The following is an 18716-nucleotide window of genomic DNA, read 5'->3' as shown; positions in this document are numbered from 1 at the left end:
GCCTCAGAACTGAGGCAAGGATGCGGGGTCGTGACGCCGCAGGATGTTCTTGGCGTCTTCGAAGTCGGGCAGGATCTGCCCCACTTCGCGCCAGAAGTCCTGACTGTGGTTCATTTCGCGCAAATGGGCAAGCTCGTGCGCGATGACGTAGTCGATGATGGCGGGCGCGAAATGGATCAGGCGCCAGTTCAGCATGATGTTGCCGTCGCTGGTGCAGGAGCCCCAGCGGGTGGCGGCCGAGGATAGGCGCCAGCGTTGGATCTTCAGGCCGCTGACCTGCAGGAAGTGGGCCAGGCGCGCGCCGAACCAGGCGCCGGCGCGCTGTTGCAGCCAGGCCTGGGCCGAATCGCGGATGCGGCCCTGGTCCGCCGAGGATGGCAGCGCCAGCCACAAGGTGTCGCCATCCTGCGGGGCGTCGGCGTCGCCCGACAGGTTGGCCTGGCGGCTGTCGCCGCCTACGCCGATCACAATGCGCTTGCCCAGGTAGGGCAGTTCGCCGCCCGCCTGCCAGCGCGTGTGCGCCATGGCAAGCTGCTGCTTGCGGGCGTGCCATTCGCGCAGCTTGGTGAGGATCCAGCGGGCTTTCTCGCGCACGGCGTCGTCCACCTGCGTCAGCGTGACCCAGTTCGGGGCGGTGACGCGCAAGCCGTCGTCGGTGATCACGAAGCCGATGCTGCGGCGGCGCGAGCGCAGCAGCACGAAGCCGATGGGCTGCTGCTCGGTCGAGACTTCGCGCCAGCGCGCGCCGGGCGGCAGCGGGTCGGGGCAGGGCGTGGGGACGAGCGAGGCCGCGTTGGGCGACAGCGTCAGCAGCGGTTCGCCCGCAGGGGCGGCAGCCGGGGGCAGATCGGGGAAGAGGGGCTTGGGCGCGGCCGGCTTGGGCGCGGCCGGCTTAGGTGCGGCCGGAGCCTTCGGCGCGGCGTTCAGCGGCGGCGCGCCCGTGGGCGCGTCGTGCTGCTGTTCGTCGAACAGGAGTTCGAGCTGATCAGTGCTGGCCATACCTTTCTGGATTGAGACGCCGCATTTCCCCTTCGATCCAGTCCTGAACCTTTTTGTTCAGTTCCTCGGGGGAGAGTCCCTTGGATTCTATCGCGGGACCGATGGACACGGTAACCATGCCCGGATACTTCACAAAGGCGTTGCGGCGCCAGCATTCGCCGGCATTGTGCGCCACCGGGATGACGGCGGCGCCGGTGCGCGAGGCCAGCAGCGCGCCGCCCATCTTGAAGCGGCCGGTCTTGCCGGGCGGCACGCGGGTGCCCTCGGGAAACAGCAGGGGCCAGCGGCCTTCGTCCAGGCGGGTCTGGCCTTGCTTGACCACCTGGTCGAAGGCATCGCGACCCTTGGCGCGGTCGATCGGGATCATGCGCAGCAGCGCCAGGCCCCAGCCGAAGAACGGCACCATGTGCAGTTCCTTCTTGTAGACGAAGCAGACTTCGCGCGGCATGTGGGCGGGGAAGAACAGCGTTTCCCAGGCCGATTGATGCTTGGACAGCAGCACCGCCGGGCCGTCGGGCAGATTTTCCCAGCCCTTGACCTGCCAGCGGATGCCGCAGAAGAAGCGCGCGCCCCAGATGGCCAGGCGCGGCCAGCCCACGGTCAACTTATAGCGCCAGTGCAGCGGCAGCGGCGCCCACAGGATGCAAGCGAACGCGTAGGGGATGACCGTGACGGCCAGGAACAGGAAGTACAGCAGCGAACGTAGGCGGGCCATCGGATCAATGGTCCTGCAGCAGCGCGTCGACCACGGCCGACAGGTCGTCGCAGACGCGGGTATTGTCCGGCAAGCCGCCCTTGGCCAGCGTCTTCTTGCCATTGCCGCTCAGCACCAGCCAGGGCGAGCAGCCGACCGACGACGAGGCCTGCAGGTCGCGCAGCGAATCGCCCACCGCCGGCACGCCGGCCAGGTCGACGTCGTAGCGGTGCCCGATCTGTTCGAACATGCCGGGCTTGGGCTTGCGGCAGGCGCAGTTGTCATCGGGGCCGTGCGGGCACATGAAGACCGCGTCGATACTGCCGCCTGCGGCGGCCAGTTCGCGGCGCATCTTGGTATGGATGGCCGTCAGCGTGTCCATGTCGAACAGGCCGCGCGCCAGACCCGACTGGTTGGTGGCGACCACCACCTTCCAGCCCGCCTGCGTCAGCCGGGCGATGGCGTGCAGGCTGCCGGGCAGGGCGATCCATTCGTCGGGATTCTTGACGAACGAATCGCTGTCCTGGTTGATGACGCCGTCGCGGTCTAGGATGATGAGCTTCACTGTGCCAGCCTGGAGATGTCAGCGACCTGGTTCATCAGGCCATGCAACTGGCCCAGCAGGGCCAGCCGGTTGGCGCGCACGGCCGGGTCCTCGGCCATGACCATGACGTCGGCAAAGAAGGCGTCCACGGGTTCGCGGACCTGGGCCAGCGTGCTCAGGCTGCCGGCGAAGTCGCCCGCGGCCAGTTGCGCCTCGGCCTTGGGGCGCAGCGCGGACACGGCGGCGGCCAGCGCCTTTTCGGCCGGTTCCACCAGCGCGGCGTCGTTCACCGCGCCGATCTCGCCTTCGGCCTTCTTGAGCAGGTTGCCGATGCGCTTGTTGGCGGCGGCCAGGCTGGCGGCCTCGGGCAGCAGCGCGAAGGCGGCGGCAGCGCGCACGCGCTCGGCCACCTGGTGCAGCGGCGGGGTCAGCGCGATCACGGCTTCGACGGCGTTGCGGTCGAAGTCGTTGATCAGCTGGTTACGGTAGCGTTCGTAGATGAAGGCGCGGACCTCGGCCAGCGTGTCGGCGGGAATCTTGCCGGCGGGGAAGGTCCCTGCGGCCAGTTGCAGCAGGCCGTCCAGCGACAGGGGGCCGGCCGAGCTGATCTTGAGCCAGCCGCCTGCGGCCAATTGCTCGAACGCGCTGATCAGGCCCAGCGCGGCGCGGCGCAGGCCGAAGGGGTCGCGTTCGCCGGTGGGCGCCAGGCCGATGGCCCAGATGCCGACCATGGTTTCCACGCGCTCGGCGATGAACAGGATGGCGGCGGTCAGCGATTCAGCGGTGACGGGCGCGTCGTAGCGGTTGCGGTACTGCGTGCGCAGGGCCTGCACCACGCTGTCGGGTTCGCCGTCTCCGGCCGCGTAATAGGCGCCCATGACGCCTTGCAGCTCGGGGAATTCGCCCACCATGTTCGAGCCCAGGTCGGCCTTGGCCAGCATGGCTGCGCGGTCGGCGGCGGATACGTCGCCGCCCAGTTGTTCGGCCACGCCGCGGGCGATGGCGCGCACGCGCTCCACGCGTTCGAGCTGGGTGCCCAGCTTGTTGTGGTAGACGATCGAGCCCAGTTGTTCGACGCGCGCCGCCAGCGGGGTCTTGCGGTCGGTTTCAAAGAAGAACTGCGCGTCCGCCAGGCGCGGGCGCACCACGCGCTGGTTGCCTTCGACGATGTTCACCGGATTGTCGGTGTGCATGTTGCTGACGATCAGGAAGCGGTGCGTCAGGCGGCCACTGGCCGGATCGAACAGCGGGAAGTACTTCTGGTTCAGCCGCATGGTCAGGATCAGGCATTCCTGCGGCACTTGCAGGAACTGCTCTTCGAACTGGCCCACGTAGACGGTGGGGTGTTCGACCAGGGCCGTGACTTCGTCCAGCAGCGCGGCCACTTCGGGATCGTCGCCCAGGGCGGCGTTCAGGCGGCCGGCATGGTCGAGCAGCTGGCGCTGGACCTCGTCGCGGCGGCCTTCGAACGAGGCCATCACGCGGCCCTTTTCGGCCAGGGTGGCGGCATAGGCGTCGGCGTCGGCGATGGACACGGGACCCGCGCTCATGAAGCGGTGGCCCAGCGTGTCGCGGCCGGCGGCCAGGCCCAGCGCGGATACCGGCACCACGTCGGCGCCGAACAGCGCGACCAGGCCGTGCGCCGGGCGCACGAACTTGACGGTGGTGACGCCGTCGGCCAATTGGTAGCGCATGACCTTGGGAATGGGCAGGCCGTTGATGGCGGCGTCGATGCCTTCCTGCAGGCCGGCTGCCAGTTGGGCGCCGGGAGCGGTGCCGCGGGCGACCAGGTAGTCCTGCTTGCCGTCGGATTCGCGCTCCAGGGTAGCCAGATCGATGTTTTCCAGGCCCTTGGCGGCCAGCTTCTTTTGCAGCGCGGGGGTAGCCTTGCCGTCTTCGGTCAGGCCGATCTTTACCGGCATCAGCTTTTCGGCATAGGGCTGGTCGGGCGCCTGCGCCAGCACGGCGGACAGGTGCACGGCTAGGCGCCGCGGCGTGGAATACGCGGTGGCGGCGCAGCCGGCGGCCAGCAGGCCGTGGCGCTCCAGCGTGGCGCGCACGCCTTCGGCGAAGGCCTGGCCCAGCTTCTGCAGGGCCTTGGGCGGAAGTTCTTCGGTCAGCAGTTCGACCAGCAGCGGGCGGATGTTCGTCGTCATTTATGCAGCCTCCCCGGCGGCCTTGTCGCGGCCCAGCATGGGAAAGCCCAGTCGTTCGCGGGAATCGTAATAGGCCTGCGCGACGGCGCGCGACAGGTTGCGGATGCGGCCGATGTAGGCGGCGCGCTCGGTGACGCTGATCGCGCCGCGCGCGTCCAGCATGTTGAACGTATGCGCGGCCTTCAGCGCGGCCTCGTAGGCGGGCAGCGCCAGCGGCACGTCCATCAGGCGCTTGGCCTCGGCTTCATAGTCGTTGAAGTGCGAGAACAGCATCTCGGCCGACGAATGCTCGAAGTTGTAGGTCGACTGCTCCACCTCGTTCTGGTGAAACACGTCGCGATACAGCACGCGGTTGCCGTTGGCGCCTTCGGTCCAGACCAGGTCGTACACGCTTTGCACGTCCTGCAGGTACATGGCCAGGCGCTCCAGGCCGTAGGTGATTTCGCCGGTGGTCGGCGTGCAGTCCAGGCCGCCCACTTGCTGGAAGTAGGTGAACTGGGTGACTTCCATGCCGTTCAGCCAGACTTCCCAGCCCAGGCCCCAGGCGCCGAGGGTGGGGTTTTCCCAGTCGTCCTCGACGAAGCGGATGTCATGCTGGGCCGGGTCGATGCCCAGCGCCTTGAGCGAGCCGATGTACAGGTCCAGGATTTCCGGGGGCGCGGGCTTCAGCACCACCTGGTATTGGTAGTAGTGCTGCAGGCGGTTGGGGTTTTCGCCGTAGCGGCCGTCCTTGGGGCGGCGCGAGGGCTGCACGTAGGCGGCGCGCCAGGGCTCCGGACCGATCGCGCGCAGGAATGTGGCGGTATGCGAGGTGCCGGCGCCGACTTCCATGTCGTAGGGCTGCAGCAGGGCGCAACCCTGCTTGTCCCAGTATTCCTGGAGCGTAAGGATGATTTGCTGAAAGGTGAGCATAGGATTCTTGGAATTCGGCCGCCGGGCAAGGCTTGCCCTGGGCGTGGGAAACCCGACATTTTAACTGGCCCGGGGCGGTCCGGTTCCCGAATGCCGGGCGGACGGTTACATCTAGGACTTCTGGGCGGTTCACAAGGGGGACAGTGTGCCGCTGGTGGACGCCGCGCGGGCCTGTCGCTGCGCCTGGAAACCAATGATCGTATGATTCCAGGTTGCGTACCAAGTCTTATATAAAACCCGGAACCCGATTCCGAGAATTCCCGGAAGGAGCAGTCCCATGTCAGACCTGATCAAGGTAGAAGTCACCGACGGCATCCAGATCATCACGATCAACCGTCCCGAGGCCAAGAACGCCATCAACCTGGAAACCGCGCAGGCCATGGCCGCGGCGCTGGACCAGCTGGACAGCCGCGACGACATCCGCATCGGCATCCTGACGGGCGGCGGCGGCACGTTCTCCTCGGGCATGGACCTGAAGGCCTTCGCCAAGTCGGGGCAGCGTCCCTACGTGGAAGGCCGCGGCTTCGCCGGCCTGAACGAGCGGCCGCCCAAGAAGCCGCTGATCGCGGCGGTGGAAGGCTACGCACTGGCTGGCGGCTGCGAAATGGCGCTGGCTTCCGACCTGATCGTGGCCGCCAGCAACGCCAAGTTCGGCCTGCCTGAAGTCAAGCGCGGCCTGGTGGCCGGCGCCGGCGGCATGCTGCGCCTGCCGCGCCGTCTGCCGTACCACATCGCCATGGAAGTGATCCTGACGGGCGAAATGTTGACGGCCGAGCGCGCCTACTCCTTCGGCCTGGTCAACCGCATCACCGAGCCGGGCGCCGCCCTGGCTGGCGCGCTGGAACTGGCCCGCGCCATCGTCGAGAACGGCCCGCTGGCGGTACAGACCGCCAAGAGCATCGTGGCGCAGTCGGGCGATTGGGACCAGGCCAGCATGTTCGACCAGCAGCGTCCGCTGATCGCCCACATCTTTTCGTCGGCCGACGCGAAGGAAGGCGCGACCGCCTTCGCCGAGAAGCGCAAGCCCGTGTGGCAAGGCAAATAGGAAATGCCCCCACGCCGCGCCCCTGCGGGGCTTGCTGCCCCCCGAGGGGGGCGCATTTTGCCTTGGGGCGGCCCGGCGGCAAAATAGTTCTTTCTCCATTGCGCCGCGCTAGTCCTGCCGGCCGCGTTTTCACGTTTTCATCATCTACACCCGCATATCGCCATGTCAGTCATCATTAAAGAAGAAGACTTCATCCAGTCGATAGCCGATGGCATCCAGTTCATCAGCTACTACCATCCCGTCGACTACATCCGCCACCTGGCCCGCGCCTATGAGCGCGAGGAAAGCCCCGCCGCGCGCGACGCGATGGCGCAGATCCTGACCAACTCGCGCATGTGCGCCGAGGGTAAGCGTCCGCTGTGCCAGGACACGGGCATCGTCAACGTCTTCCTGAAGGTCGGCATGGGCGTGCGCTTCGAGACCAAGCGCACCCTGCAGGAACTCTGTGACGAAGGCGTGCGCCGCGGTTATCTGAACCCGGACAATCCGCTGCGCGCTTCGGTGCTGGACGATCCGCTGTTCGCGCGCAAGAACACGCGCGACAACACGCCCTGTATCCTGCACGTCGAGCTTGTCCCGGGCGACAAGGTCGACGTGCAAGTCGCTTCGAAGGGCGGCGGTTCGGAAAACAAGTCGAAGTTCGCGATGCTGAATCCGAGCGATTCGCTGGTGGACTGGGTGCTCAAGACGGTGCCGACGATGGGCGCGGGCTGGTGCCCGCCGGGCATGCTGGGCATTGGCGTCGGCGGCACGGCCGAGAAGGCCATGCTGATGGCCAAGCAGTCGTTGATGGAAGACATCGACATGTACGAGCTGCTGGCCCGCGGTCCGCAGAACAAGCTGGAAGAGCTGCGTATCGAGCTGTATGAGAAGGTCAATGCGCTGGGTATCGGCGCGCAGGGCCTGGGCGGCCTGACGACGGTGCTGGACGTGAAGATCAGCACGTTCCCCACGCACGCGGCTTCCAAGCCGGTGGCGATGATCCCGAACTGCGCGGCGACGCGTCATGCGCACTTCGAGCTGGACGGCTCGGGTCCGGCGCGCCTGGATCCGCCGTCGCTGTCGGAGTGGCCGGAAGTGCATTGGGCGCCGGACTACAACAAGTCCAAGCAGGTGGACCTGAATACGCTGACCAAGGAAGAAGTGGCCAGCTGGAAGCCGGGTCAGACGCTGCTGCTGTCGGGCAAGATGTTGACGGGCCGCGATGCGGCGCACAAGCGCATCCAGGACATGCTGGCCAAGGGCGAGCCGCTGCCGGTGGATTTCAAGAATCGCGTCATTTACTACGTGGGTCCGGTGGATCCGGTGCGCGACGAAGTGGTCGGCCCGGCGGGTCCCACGACCGCTACGCGCATGGACAAGTTCACCGACATGATGCTGGAGCAGACGGGCTTGATCGCGATGATCGGCAAGTCGGAACGCGGTCCGGTGGCGATCGAATCCATCAAGAAGCACAACTCGGCTTACCTGATGGCGGTGGGCGGCGCGGCCTACCTGGTGTCGAAGGCTATCCGTGGCGCCAAGGTGCTGGGTTTTGCGGACCTGGGCATGGAAGCCATCTATGAGTTCGACGTGAAGGACATGCCGGTGACCGTGGCGGTTGATGCTCAGGGTACCTCTGTCCATACCACGGGGCCCAAGGAATGGCAGGCCAAGATCGGGAAGATTCCTGTCGCTGTGGCTTGATTCCGTAGGTTGGGAGAAAAACGGCTGCCAGGGGACTGGCGGCCGTTTTTTTTTGGCTTTAGTGCCTGGTGCTTCGTAGGCCGCCCGGGCGGCCGATAAAGACATACGTGATTTATTTGATTGTGATGGTGTTCGCTTGCGCGAACGCCCACATCTCCAGCCTCCGCTACACGGCAGCCAAATCTCCGCCTCACCCCGCGCGCAACCTGCTCATCCCTCCTTCCTCAATCCCGCGCAAAACGCCGCGATCGCTTCTGGCGTCTTCCCCAACACCTCCCGCAGCACTTCCTCCGTATGCTCCCCAAGCAGCGGCGGCGCGCGGCGGTACTCGACCGGCGAGGCCGACAGCCGCAGCGGGCTTGCCGTCACCGCCGCCACGCCGCCCGCCGGATGCGGCATGTCGCGGCGCAGCTGCCGCGCCTGCGCTTGCGGATGCGCCTGGGCCTGCGCGATATCGTTGATCGGCCCGCAAGGCACGCCCACGGCCTCCAGCCTGGCGATCCAGTCGTCGCGTTTGCCCTGGCGCATGATCTCGGTCAGCAGGCCGACCAGCAGTTCGCGGTTGGCCAGGCGCATGCGGTTGGTGGCGAAGCGCGGGTCGTCGCCCAGTTCGGGTGCGCCGATGGCGCGGCAGTATGCGCGGTACTGCGATTCATTGCCCGTGGCCACGATCAGGTGGCCGTCGCTGGCGGCGAACACCTGGTAGGGCACGACGTTCTGGTGGGCGTTGCCGGCGCGCTGGGGTGCCACGCCGGAGTTGAAGTAGTTCGAGTTCTGGTTGGCCAGCAGGGCGACGTGGCTGTCCAGCAGGGCGATGTCCAGGTGTTGGCCCAGGCCGCTGTTGTGGCGTTCCTGCAAGGCGGCCAGGATCGCGACGGTGGCATACATGCCGGTAATGATGTCGGTCACCGCCACGCCGGCCTTCTGCGGCCCGCCGCCGGGCAGGTCGTCGCGTTCCCCGGTGATGCTCATGAGGCCGCCCATGCCCTGGATCATGAAGTCGTAGCCAGGATGCTGCGCATAGGGGCCGTCCTGGCCGAAGCCGGTGACCGAGCAATAGATCAGGCGCGGGTTGATCTGCTTCAGGCTGTCGTAGTCCAGGCCGTACTTGGCCAGCCCGCCGACCTTGAAGTTCTCGACCAGGATGTCGCTGGCGGCCGCCAGTTCGCGGATCAGCGCGGCGCCTGTGGGCGTGGCCATATCGGCTTCCACCGAGCGCTTGTTGCGGTTGGCGCTGAGGTAATAGGCGGATTCCTCGGTGTCCTGGCCGTTGCCGTCCTTGAGGAACGGCGGACCCCAGGCGCGGGTGTCGTCGCCCACGCGGGGGCGTTCGATCTTGATGACGTCGGCGCCCAGGTCGGCCAGGTTCTGCGTGCACCAGGGGCCGGCCAGGATGCGCGATAGATCCAGTACGCGGATGCCGGTCAATGCGGGCGCGCGAGTCATGGCTTCAGCTCCGCGGTGCCGTGGCTCATGACCATCACGCCGCGTTCTTGCGCGCGGGCCTGGAAGCGGAGCTGGCCGCCGGGCAGGCGCCAGATGTCGCACTGCAGGGTTTCGCCGGGATACACCGGCGCCGAGAAGCGCGTGTTCAGGCTGACCAGGCGTGAGGCGTCGTAGCCGCAGCAGCTTTTGACGATGGCGTGCGCGACTACGCCGTAGGAGCACAGTCCGTGCAGGATGGGTTTGGGGTAGCCGGCCGCGCGTGCGACTTCGGGGTCTGCGTGCAGCGGGTTGCGGTCGGCGTTCAGCCGGTACAGCAGGGCGGCGCTGGCGGGAATGCGGATCTCGCAGCGCAGGTCCGGTTCGCCGTCGGGCGCCGCGGGCAGGGCGGCAGGGCTGTCGTCTCCCTGGCCGAAGCCGCCGTCGCCGCGGCAGAAGGTGCTTTGGCGCAAGGTGGCGAGGCAGGCGCCGTCTTCGCCATGCAGGGTGCGCTCGGTGATGATGATGGCGCCCTTGTCGGCGCCCTTGTCGATCACGTGCGTGTTGCGGCTCCTGCCGGTGACCACGCCGGCTGCGGGCAGGGGCGCATGCATGGTCAGCCGCTGCTCGCCGTGGACCACGCGTACCCAGTCGATGCCGGTGCGCGGGTCCTGGACCCAGAAGCCCGGATAGCCCAGCACCACGCTCATGGTGGGAAAAGACTGCAAGCCCTTTTCGTACACGTAGCGCAACTGTCCGGTGTCTTCGGGGTCTTGCCCCAGGCCTATGCCCAGGGCGTACAGCATGGTGTCTTTTTCGTCGTAGCGCTGGCGCACCTCGTCGAAGCGCCAATTCTTCACGGTTGCGTAGTCCAGGGGCATGGCGGCCTCAGATGGGATCCCAGTCGATGACGTCGGGCGAGCGCTCCAACGCGTAGAAGTGCTTGCGCATGGCGGGCACGGCGATCTCGGCGATGCGCTCGGGCGTCCAGCCTTCGCCGTGGTGCACGGTGCGCAGCGGGCGCGGTTGGCTCATCAGCATGATCTCGTTGGCGCGCACCGCGAAGATCTGCGCGGTGACCTCGCTGGCGGCGTCGCTGGCCAGGTAGACGGCCATGGGCGCGACCTTGCCGGCTTCCATTTTCTTCAGCTTTTCGACGCGGGCCTTTTCTTCGTCGGTCTCTGCGGGAATGGAGCTGGTCATGCGGCTCCATGCGAACGGCGCGATGCAGTTGGAGCGCACGTTGTAGCGCGCCATGTCCAGGGCGATGGATTTCGACAAGGCCACGATGCCGAGCTTGGCCGCCGCGTAGTTGGCCTGCCCAAAGTTTCCGATCAGTCCGGACGTGGAGGTCATGTGCACGAAGGCGCCGGACTCCTGTTCGCGGAAGTAGGGCGCAGCCGCGCGGCTCATGAAGAAGGAGCCGTTGAGGTGCACGCCCAGCACCTGGCTCCATTCCTCTTCGCTCATCTTGTGGAAAACCCGGTCGCGCAGATTGCCGGCGTTGTTGACCACGGCATCGATGCAGCCAAAGGCGTCTATCGCCGTCTGCACGCAGCGGCTGGCGCTGTCGTACGCGGCCACGCTGTCGGTGTTGGCGACGGCCTGGCCGCCGGCCGCGACGATCTCCTTGACGACCGCTTGCGCGGGACCCTCCGCGCCGCCTTCGCCGGTGAGCGAGACGCCGATGTCGTTCACCACCACCTTGGCGCCAGCCTGCGCCATGGCCAGCGCAATGCTGCGGCCGATGCCGCCGCCCGCGCCCGTCACGATCACCACTTTTCCGGAAACTATGCCGCTCATTGAAGCTGACTCCTGTGCTGCGGCGCGCGCGCCGTGTGGAAAACAGTTCCGCATCAAACGCCCTGGTTTGAGGGGATGCACCATGGTAGATTCGACGAGGCATGCGAAGAATTCAAAATTAGATATGCCCCCCTTCTGCGTGGTGGAACATGAGACACGATCTGACGGACCTGCGTTTGTTTCTGAACGTGGGGGAAACACTCAATCTGACCCGGGCTGCGGAACGCACCTTCCTGTCCCTGCCGGCGGCAAGCGCGCGGGTGAAGAACATGGAAGAGGCCTTCAAGGCCAGGCTGTTGGTGCGCATGGCCACGGGCGTGGCGCTGACGCCGGCGGGTGAAGTGCTGCTCAAGCATGCGAACGCCGTGTTCCGGCAGCTGGAATGCTTGAATGCGGACCTGCAACCCTACGCCAGCGGCTTGAAGGGCCGCTTGCGCCTATTGGCCAACACCACGGCCACCAATTCCTTTCTGGCCGACGCGCTGTCCACGTTTCTTGCGGAAAACCCGGATGTGGATGTGGAGCTGGAAGAAAAGATTTCCGGCGATATCGTCATTGCCATACGCGCAGGTCAGGGAGACCTGGGGCTGGTGGCGGGCAATATCGACGTGTCGGGCCTGGACGTCACGCCGTTGTTCCGCGATGAACTCACCGTGGTGACGTCGCTGGACCATCCGCTGGCCGCGTCGGAGTCCGCGCATTTCGCCGACCTGCTGGACGCGTATCAGTTCGTCGGCATCCATCCGGACAGCGCCATCCAGACCTTCCTGGAAGACATCGCCAGCGGCCTGGGCAAGCGCATCTGCCAGCGCGTGCACGTGGGCAGCTTCGAAGCCGTGTGCCGCATGGTGGAGGCGGGCGCGGGGATCGCGGTGGTGCCGCGCGCCTGCGCGGCGCGCTACAGCCGTCCGGACGCGCTGCATGTGCTCAAGCTGGACGATCCCTGGGCGTTGCGCGACCGCCTGCTGTGCCGTCAGCGTGGACGCGATCTGCCCAGTTTCGCGGAATGCTTCATCGAACACGTGCAGCGCGCGGCGCGCGGCCTGTAGCGCCTCCCGAAGAGGGGCTTTTGCAAATGTGTAGCGGCGGCTCCGCAGGTTCGGCAAATAATAAAAAAGGCGTCAGGCAGCAGTCCTAGAGCTTGGCCGCCCATAAAACCGAGAACCAGGAGACTGCCGTGACCGATCTACTACGCCGCCGCGCCGTTGCGCGGCTGGGCGCCGCATGCGCTGCCGCCGCGGTGCCCGCGCTGTTCCCCAGGCTGGCCCGCGCCGCCGCCTGGCCTGCGCATGCCGTGAATTTCATCGTGCCGTTTCCTGCGGGCGGTCCCGTGGACACGACCGCGCGCTTCACCACGCAGCCGCTGGGACAGCTGTGGTCGGTACCCACGGTGGTGGACAACAAGTCGGGCGCCGGCGGCATCGTGGGCGCGCAGTTCGCGGCCAAGTCCGAGCCCGACGGCTACAACTATTTTTTCGCCTCCATCCACCATGCGGTGCTGCCCAGCCTGCGCGGCAATCTGAGCTACGACATTACGCGGGACTTCGTGCCGGTCGGCATGGCGGCGGTGTTTCCCATCGTGCTGGTGGTGAACGCGACGCTGCCCGTGAATTCGGTCAGCGAGCTGATCGCCTATGCCAAGGCCAACCCGGGCAAGCTGTCGTTCAGCTCGTCAGGCACGGGCGGCGGCACGCACCTGGCCGGCGAATTGTTCAACGCCATGGCCGGCGTGCGCATCCAGCACGTACCCTACCGCGGCAGCGCGCCCGCCATGCAGGACCTGCTGGGTGGACAGGTGCAGGTGATGTTCGCCGATGGGCCTTCCGCCGTGCCGCATCTGAAGGGCGGCAAGGTGCGCGCGCTGGGCGTGGGAAACCCCACGCGTTCCAGCATGCTGCCCGACGTGGCGACGATCGCCGAGTCCGGCCTGCCGGGCTACGAGGCGTACTCGTGGAGCGGCGTGATGGCGCCCAAAGGAACGCCGCCCGACATCGTCAAACGCGTGAATGCGGATTTGGTGAAGGTGCTGTCGGATCAGGCCACCGCGCAGAGCATGATCGCAGCGGGCGCCGAGCCCAAGCCCGGCACTCCAGAGCAATTCGGCGAATTCGTGCGTGATGAAATCGCCAAATGGCGCGACGTCATCAAGACGGCCAACATCAAGCTGGACTAGAACCGGCGCAGGGCGTCGCGCGCGGCGAGATATTCGGATTCCAGCTGATCCACCAGCATCGCGGCGGGCAGGATTTCCTGCGCCGCGCCCACGCCCTGGCCTGCGCTCCACACATCCTTCCAGGCCTTGGGACGCGAGCTCTTGTCCATGTTCGCGGGCGGGGCCACGCCGTTCCTGGCAAGTTCCAACGGATCCAGCCCTGCCGCCTGGATGCTGGCCGACAGGTAGTTCGCGGGCACGCCCGAGAAATAAGGCGTGTAGGTCACGTCCGCCGCCTGCGCCTGCAGCACCATTTCGCGATAGGCGTCGCCGGCCAGCGATTCCCGCGTGGCGATGAAGCGCGTACCCATGTAGGCGAAGTCGCAGCCCAGCACCTGCGCGGCCAGGATGTCCTTGCCGTGGCTGATACAGCCGGACAGCGCCAGCGGGCCGTCGTAGAAGGCGCGGATCTCGTTGACCAGCGCGAATGGACTTAGCTGTCCCGCATGGCCGCCCGCGCCCGCCGCCACCAGGATAAGGCCGTCAACGCCGGCGTCCAGCGCGCGCTTGGCATGCCGCACGTTGGTGACGTCGTGGAACACCAGCCCGCCGTAGCCGTGCGCGGCGGCCACCACGGCTTCGGGGGCATGCAGCGAGGTGATGATGAGCGGCACGCGCCGCTCGGCGCAGATGGCCAGGTCGCCCTGCCAGCGCGGATTGCTGGGGTGGACGATCAGGTTGACGCCGTAGGGCGCGATCGTGGCGTCTGGCGCAGCCTGGCGTTTCGCGGCCAGGCCTAGTTCGATGCGGGTGAGCCAGTCGTGCAGCTGTTCCTGCGGGCGGGCGTTGAGCGATGGAAAGGTGCCGATGATCCCCGCCGCGCATTGCGCCACCACCAGGTCCGGTCCGGAGACCAGGAACATGGGGGCGCCGATGAGGGGCAGGCGGGTCTGGGCGTGCAGCGCGAGCGGGGGATTCATCTGGATGCTCCGGTAGTACTCAATTGGCCTGGATGTTGGCGCTCTGGATGACGTCGGACCACAGGGCGTACTCACGGTCGATGCGTGATTGCAGCGCCTTGGAGTCGCCGGTGTTGATGGTGTAGCCGCCATCGGTCATGGCCTGGCGGAAGGCCGGATCGCTGGAGACTTCGTTCAACGCGCGGGTCAGGCGGGCCGCGACGGCGTCGGGCAGCTTCTTCGGCCCCACCAGCGCGTACCAGCCGACCACCTCGTAGTCCTTCATGCCGGCTTCGACCATGGTGGGCACGTCGGGCAGCTCGGGGTTGCGGGTCTTGGAGGTGACCGCCAGGGCGCGCGCCTTGCCGCTCTTGACGAAGGGGATGGCGGTGCTGGTGATGTCGAACATGAAGGTGATCTTGCCGCTGATCACGTCCACCATGGCGGGCGAGTTGCCGCGGTAGGGCACGTGCAGCATGGGCACGCCCGCCTGCTTCTTCAGCAGCTCGGCCGACAGGTGGTTGGACGCGCCGATGCCGGCGGAACCGAAGGACACGGCGTCGGGATGGGCGCGGGCGTAGGTGACCAGTTCGCCGACGTTCTTGGCGGGGATCTGCGGGCCGATCAGCAAAACGTTGGCGTAGTCCACCACCAGTCCGATCAGCGAGAAGTCCTTGCGCGGATCGAACAGCGTGCTGCGCTGGACCAGCGGCGACATGGTGAGGGAGGGGCTGGCGGCGAAGCCCAGCATGTAGCCGTCGGGCGCAGCCTTGGCGGTGGCGTCAGAGGCGATCATGCCGCTGGCGCCGGCGCGGTTTTCCACCACCACGGACTGGCCCAGCTTGTCGCCCAAGTACTTGGCGAAGACGCGGGCGGTGGTGTCGACGGGGCCGCCGGGGGCGTAGCCGACCAGCAGCCGGATGGGGCGTTCGGGATAGGCGTCGGCCCAGGCGTTAGAAGCCGTGGCGAGCGTCGCCGTGGCGGCGGCCGCGGCGAGCAGGGTCTTGATGTTCACGCTGTAGTCTCCTTGTGGGTAAGTGGCGGGTCGTGCAGCGGAACAGCGGGTCCGCGGCTACGCCAGCCTTTCTTTCAGCGGCTGCTTGAGGATCTTGCCGCTGACGGTGGTGGGAATGGTGTCGATGGGGATGATGCGGGCGGGCCGCTTGTACGGCGCCAGCTGCGCGCGCAGATGCAGCATCAGCAGGTTGGTGTCCACGGTGGCGCCGGGCAAGGGCTCGACGAAGGCGATGACTTCTTCGTTTTGATCGGCGGTGGGGCGGCCGACCACGGCCGACAGGCGCACGCCGGGGAACGCGTTGATGACGGACTCGACTTCCAGCGGATAGACGTTGAAGCCGGAGCGGATGATCAGGTCCTTGGAGCGGCCCGCGATGTACAGCGCGCCCTGTTCGTCGACGTAGCCGATGTCGCCGGTGTTGAGCCAGCCGCCGGGCAGCAGCGCCTGCGCGGTTTGTTCGGGATTGCGGTAGTAGCCCAGCATGACGCCCGGACCGCGGATCAGGATGTCGCCGCGCTCTCCCGGCGCGGGCTTGCCGCCGTCGGGGCTGCCGATGCGCATTTCCACGCCTTCGACGGCGTGGCCGGCCGAGCAGTCGCTGCGCGGCGCATCGATGCGGGTGACGAACATGGAGCCCGCGTATTCGGTGATGCCGTAGCCGTGGTGCATGGCGACGCCGAAATAGCGCTCGGCATCGCGCTTGAGCGTGGGGTCCAGCGCCGCGCCGCCCGTGTACAGGTAGCGCAGGGCCGGCGCTCGCAGTTCCGCGCGTGGGGGCGCCACCGCCATCATGCGGCTGAACATGGTGGGCACGCCCTGCAGGATGCTGACGCCCGGATGCGCCAGGGCCTTGAAGGCGTCGGTGGCGTCGAAGCGGCTGCGCAGCACCAGGCTGGCGCCGGCGTGCACCGTGGCCATCAGCACGGTGGCGATGCCGAAGATGTGCGACATGGGCAGCGCGGCGTAGCCGATGTCCTGCGGCGTCAGGCGGCGCGAGGCGGCTGACACGCGGGCAAAATGCAGCAGGCCGCGATGCGGCACGAGGACCCCCTTGGGGGCGCCCGTGGTGCCGGACGTATAGATCACGGTGGCCACTAAGGCGGCGGAATCGCCGGTCTCGGCTTGCGTGGGGCTGTCCGCACGCGCAGCCTGCACGCCGGGTCCCCAGACGTCGGGATCGGCGTCGGTGGCGCCGGCATGCTCGGCATGGGCTGCGGCGGCGTGCGAGACGCCGCTGGTGTAGAGCAGCAGTTCGGGTTGCGCATGAAGACGGATGGCGTCGATCTCGCGCGTGGACAGGCGTGCGTTCACGCCCACGGGCCAGGCCCCGGCCGCGCTGCAGGCAAACAGCGCTGCGATCATGGCCGCGCAGTTTTCACCCGCGATCAGCACGCGATGCCCTGGACGCACGCCCTGTTCTTCGAGCCATGCGGCCGCGGCCTGTACGCGCCGCCAGAACTGCGCGTAGCTCAGTCTGCCGCCGCCCTCCTCGTATAGAAAGGTGGCGTCGGGCCGCTGGCCGGCTTGCTGCGCCAGCAATTGATGGATGCGGGTAAGAGGGGCTGCCGGGGACATGGTTGCGTCGTTCAAAGCGTGGCCTGGGTTCCCAGGATGGCGGTGGATTGGCTGGACAGGGTGCCGCCGTTGCCGTGCACCAGGGCCAGGTGCGCGTCGGCGATCTGGCGCACGCCGCATTCGCCGCGCAGCTGGCGGACGGCTTCGATCATGATGAAGACGCCGTACATGCCGGGATGTACGCAGCACAGCCCGCCGCCGTTGGTGTTGACTGGCAGAGTGCCGCCCGGCGCGATGGCGCCATTGGCGATGAAGTCCTTGCTTTCGCCCTTGGCGCAGAAACCCAGGTCTTCCAGGAACAGCAGGGTGTTGATGGTGAAGGCGTCGTACAGCTCCACCACGTCGATGTCCCGGGGCGCAACACCCGCCATCTCGAAGGCCCGCTTGCCGGATTCGGCCGCGGCGGTCACGGTCAGGTCTTCCATGGATGAGATCTGCCGGTTCCAGACCGCGGTGGCGTTGCCCAGCACATAGACGGGCGGGCGCGGCAGGTCGCGGGCGCGCTCGGCGCGCACCAGCACGTAGGCGCCGGCGCCATCGGTGACCAGGCAGCAGTCGCGCACGCTCAAGGGGTCGGACACCATGCGCGCCGAGAGGATCTGCTCCAGCGTGGCGGGTTCGCGCAATTGCGCTTCGGGATTGAGCTGGGCCCATTGGTTGGCGGCCAGCGCCACCTGCGCCAGGTGTTCGCGGCGCGTGCCGTACTGATGCATGTGGCGCGCAGCCGCCAGCGCGTAGGACGACAGGGGGCTCAGCGGCTCGTAGGGCGTTTCGTACGGCTGCGGATCGAACTGCTTGCGCACCCGGCCGATCTCGGCGCGGCTCAAGCTAGAGGTGCGTTGCGTGCTGCCATAGCAGACCAGCACCGCGTTGCACTGGCCGGAAGCCAGCGCGTGCAGCGCGGGCAGCAGGTGCGCGACGAAGCTGGAGCCGCCCAGCATGGTGCTGTCGATGAAGCTGGGGCGGATGCCCAGGTGTTCGATCACCGGCATGGCCCACATCGGCGCGGCCACGCTGGCGGTGCAGATGCCGTCGATGTCGCGCATGGTGAGGCCGGCGTCCGCCACCGCGCGCTGCGCCGCCTGCACCAGGATTTCCATTTCGGTGTAGCCCGCGGCCTGGCCCAGGCCCGCGTGGCCCACGCCGGCCACCGCCACGGCGCCGCGCAGATCGTTCAGCGTCATTGCGCCTCCTTGTTGGGTACGAAGACCAGGAGGCCGCGGCCATCCTGCTGCGCCACCTGCGCGCGCACCGCCATGCCGATGCGCACAGCATCGGGCGCGACGCCCTCCACCCGGCTCATCAGCCTGACGCCCTCCCGCAGATCGATCAGCGCCACGTTGTAGTCGCCGCCCGCCTCGGGCTTGCGGCGCACCACGGTGGTGGAATAGACCTCGCCGCGCCCGTCGGGCGCGGTCCAGGCGAGTTTGTCCGCGCCGCAATGCGGGCAGATCATGCGGGGGTAGAACACGGCGCGGTCGCAGCCGGCGCAATGCTGGATGAGGAAGCGGCCTTGGTCCAGCGCCTGGCGGTACTGCGCCTCTACGCCTTGCGGCGTGCCGGCCTGCAGATCGGGAACGGTCATGATGCCTACGGGTTCCAGTGGATGACGCTTGCAAGTGTCCGCACTGGCGGCGGCTTCGGCCATTCTTCATTGCTGAAGCTGGCCTTCCGCCGGCCCGTAGTGGGACGCCCTATGTCCTGCGCGAAGCCCGTCTTCGGAAGAGGCAGATTGTCCGGCGTGCAGGACC

The 18716-nt window shown here is 67.3% G+C and carries 17 protein-coding genes; 4 read left to right on the top strand and 13 right to left on the bottom strand.

Annotated features, from left to right (window positions below; genetic code table 11):
* Positions 1 to 3: 3 nt before the first annotated feature.
* The 5 genes from NGK62_RS07215 to glyQ are packed head-to-tail and all read right to left on the bottom strand — an operon-like array spanning position 4 to position 5305.
* Positions 4 to 999, bottom strand: a complete 996-nt coding sequence (locus tag NGK62_RS07215) for a M48 family metallopeptidase (RefSeq protein ID WP_118932408.1) — start codon at positions 997 to 999, stop codon at positions 4 to 6.
* A complete protein-coding gene (locus tag NGK62_RS07210; RefSeq protein ID WP_059371529.1) occupies positions 986 to 1714 on the bottom strand; it encodes a lysophospholipid acyltransferase family protein in 729 nt (242 codons plus the stop codon). Before NGK62_RS07210 ends, NGK62_RS07215 begins: the two co-directional genes overlap by 14 nt.
* Positions 1715 to 1718: 4 nt before the next feature.
* Positions 1719 to 2258, bottom strand: a complete 540-nt coding sequence (gmhB, locus tag NGK62_RS07205) for a D-glycero-beta-D-manno-heptose 1,7-bisphosphate 7-phosphatase (RefSeq protein ID WP_118932407.1) — start codon at positions 2256 to 2258, stop codon at positions 1719 to 1721.
* Positions 2255 to 4393: a glycine--tRNA ligase subunit beta gene (gene glyS / locus NGK62_RS07200; protein WP_251877855.1), complete on the bottom strand. Its 2139-nt coding sequence runs from the start codon at positions 4391 to 4393 to the stop codon at positions 2255 to 2257. The genes gmhB and glyS overlap by 4 nt, the downstream gene beginning before the upstream one ends.
* On the bottom strand, positions 4394 to 5305 hold the full coding sequence (glyQ, locus tag NGK62_RS07195; RefSeq protein WP_059371532.1) for a glycine--tRNA ligase subunit alpha: 912 nt from the start codon (positions 5303 to 5305) through the stop codon (positions 4394 to 4396). It abuts the gene before it with no gap.
* Between the two features lie 277 nt (positions 5306 to 5582).
* On the opposite strand from glyQ, the gene NGK62_RS07190 reads away from it, so the two are divergent.
* On the top strand, positions 5583 to 6350 hold the full coding sequence (locus tag NGK62_RS07190; protein ID WP_059371533.1) for a crotonase/enoyl-CoA hydratase family protein: 768 nt from the start codon (positions 5583 to 5585) through the stop codon (positions 6348 to 6350).
* Between the two features lie 162 nt (positions 6351 to 6512).
* The gene (locus NGK62_RS07185; protein WP_054457515.1) at positions 6513 to 8036 is read left to right on the top strand and encodes a fumarate hydratase; all 1524 of its coding nucleotides are present in this window, start codon (positions 6513 to 6515) and stop codon (positions 8034 to 8036) included.
* A gap of 210 nt (positions 8037 to 8246) precedes the next feature.
* Here NGK62_RS07185 and NGK62_RS07180 read toward each other — a convergent pair whose 3' ends face one another.
* From NGK62_RS07180 to NGK62_RS07170, 3 genes are read right to left on the bottom strand one after another with little or no spacing between them, the layout of a single operon-like run.
* Positions 8247 to 9482: a CaiB/BaiF CoA transferase family protein gene (locus NGK62_RS07180; RefSeq protein ID WP_251877853.1), complete on the bottom strand. Its 1236-nt coding sequence runs from the start codon at positions 9480 to 9482 to the stop codon at positions 8247 to 8249.
* Entirely contained in the window at positions 9479 to 10339 is an 861-nt protein-coding gene (locus NGK62_RS07175; protein WP_251877851.1) for a MaoC family dehydratase, read from the bottom strand. Before NGK62_RS07175 ends, NGK62_RS07180 begins: the two co-directional genes overlap by 4 nt.
* Positions 10340 to 10346: 7 nt before the next feature.
* On the bottom strand, positions 10347 to 11261 hold the full coding sequence (locus tag NGK62_RS07170) for an SDR family NAD(P)-dependent oxidoreductase (RefSeq protein WP_251877849.1): 915 nt from the start codon (positions 11259 to 11261) through the stop codon (positions 10347 to 10349).
* 149 nt (positions 11262 to 11410) lie between these two features.
* On the opposite strand from NGK62_RS07170, the gene NGK62_RS07165 reads away from it, so the two are divergent.
* Both NGK62_RS07165 and NGK62_RS07160 read left to right on the top strand, forming a co-directional pair.
* Positions 11411 to 12310, top strand: a complete 900-nt coding sequence (locus tag NGK62_RS07165; protein WP_059371537.1) for a LysR family transcriptional regulator — start codon at positions 11411 to 11413, stop codon at positions 12308 to 12310.
* A gap of 128 nt (positions 12311 to 12438) precedes the next feature.
* Positions 12439 to 13434, top strand: a complete 996-nt coding sequence (locus NGK62_RS07160; RefSeq protein ID WP_118932417.1) for a tripartite tricarboxylate transporter substrate binding protein — start codon at positions 12439 to 12441, stop codon at positions 13432 to 13434.
* Here NGK62_RS07160 and NGK62_RS07155 read toward each other — a convergent pair.
* From NGK62_RS07155 to NGK62_RS07135, 5 genes are read right to left on the bottom strand one after another with little or no spacing between them, the layout of a single operon-like run.
* Complete coding sequence (locus NGK62_RS07155) at positions 13431 to 14393, bottom strand: NAD(P)H-dependent flavin oxidoreductase (protein ID WP_251877847.1); 963 nt, start codon at positions 14391 to 14393, stop codon at positions 13431 to 13433. The genes NGK62_RS07160 and NGK62_RS07155 overlap by 4 nt on opposite strands.
* Before the next feature lie 19 nt (positions 14394 to 14412).
* Complete coding sequence (locus NGK62_RS07150; protein ID WP_251877845.1) at positions 14413 to 15387, bottom strand: Bug family tripartite tricarboxylate transporter substrate binding protein; 975 nt, start codon at positions 15385 to 15387, stop codon at positions 14413 to 14415.
* Positions 15388 to 15444: 57 nt separating this feature from the next.
* Positions 15445 to 16965, bottom strand: coding sequence for a class I adenylate-forming enzyme family protein (locus NGK62_RS07145; RefSeq protein WP_251877843.1), 1521 nt, complete (start codon positions 16963 to 16965; stop codon positions 15445 to 15447).
* 11 nt (positions 16966 to 16976) lie between these two features.
* Entirely contained in the window at positions 16977 to 18149 is a 1173-nt protein-coding gene (locus NGK62_RS07140) for a thiolase family protein (RefSeq protein ID WP_251877841.1), read from the bottom strand.
* Positions 18146 to 18550, bottom strand: coding sequence for a Zn-ribbon domain-containing OB-fold protein (locus tag NGK62_RS07135; protein ID WP_251877839.1), 405 nt, complete (start codon positions 18548 to 18550; stop codon positions 18146 to 18148). The genes NGK62_RS07140 and NGK62_RS07135 overlap by 4 nt, the downstream gene beginning before the upstream one ends.
* Between the last annotated feature and the right edge of the window lie 166 nt (positions 18551 to 18716).

Origin of the sequence: Achromobacter sp. Marseille-Q4954, from assembly GCF_943737025.1 — a bacterium.
GTDB classification, from domain to species: domain Bacteria; phylum Pseudomonadota; class Gammaproteobacteria; order Burkholderiales; family Burkholderiaceae_B; genus Achromobacter; species Achromobacter bronchisepticus_A.
Note: the sequence above shows the minus strand (reverse complement) of the source record. Positions and strands in the feature narration are given on the sequence as shown.

Excerpts from the sequence above, each read along its gene's own strand:
- NGK62_RS07215 (WP_118932408.1), bottom strand. The coding sequence starts at position 999 with ATGGCCAGCACTGATCAGCTCGAACTCCTGTTCGACGAACAGCAGCAC.
- NGK62_RS07210 (WP_059371529.1), bottom strand. The coding sequence starts at position 1,714 with ATGGCCCGCCTACGTTCGCTGCTGTACTTCCTGTTCCTGGCCGTCACG.
- glyS (WP_251877855.1), bottom strand. The coding sequence starts at position 4,393 with ATGACGACGAACATCCGCCCGCTGCTGGTCGAACTGCTGACCGAAGAA.
- glyQ (WP_059371532.1), bottom strand. The coding sequence starts at position 5,305 with ATGCTCACCTTTCAGCAAATCATCCTTACGCTCCAGGAATACTGGGAC.
- NGK62_RS07190 (WP_059371533.1), top strand. The coding sequence starts at position 5,583 with ATGTCAGACCTGATCAAGGTAGAAGTCACCGACGGCATCCAGATCATC.
- NGK62_RS07185 (WP_054457515.1), top strand. The coding sequence starts at position 6,513 with ATGTCAGTCATCATTAAAGAAGAAGACTTCATCCAGTCGATAGCCGAT.
- NGK62_RS07180 (WP_251877853.1), bottom strand. The coding sequence starts at position 9,482 with ATGACTCGCGCGCCCGCATTGACCGGCATCCGCGTACTGGATCTATCG.
- NGK62_RS07175 (WP_251877851.1), bottom strand. The coding sequence starts at position 10,339 with ATGCCCCTGGACTACGCAACCGTGAAGAATTGGCGCTTCGACGAGGTG.
- NGK62_RS07170 (WP_251877849.1), bottom strand. The coding sequence starts at position 11,261 with ATGAGCGGCATAGTTTCCGGAAAAGTGGTGATCGTGACGGGCGCGGGC.
- NGK62_RS07165 (WP_059371537.1), top strand. The coding sequence starts at position 11,411 with ATGAGACACGATCTGACGGACCTGCGTTTGTTTCTGAACGTGGGGGAA.
- NGK62_RS07155 (WP_251877847.1), bottom strand. The coding sequence starts at position 14,393 with ATGAATCCCCCGCTCGCGCTGCACGCCCAGACCCGCCTGCCCCTCATC.
- NGK62_RS07145 (WP_251877843.1), bottom strand. The coding sequence starts at position 16,965 with ATGTCCCCGGCAGCCCCTCTTACCCGCATCCATCAATTGCTGGCGCAG.
- NGK62_RS07140 (WP_251877841.1), bottom strand. The coding sequence starts at position 18,149 with ATGACGCTGAACGATCTGCGCGGCGCCGTGGCGGTGGCCGGCGTGGGC.
- NGK62_RS07135 (WP_251877839.1), bottom strand. The coding sequence starts at position 18,550 with ATGACCGTTCCCGATCTGCAGGCCGGCACGCCGCAAGGCGTAGAGGCG.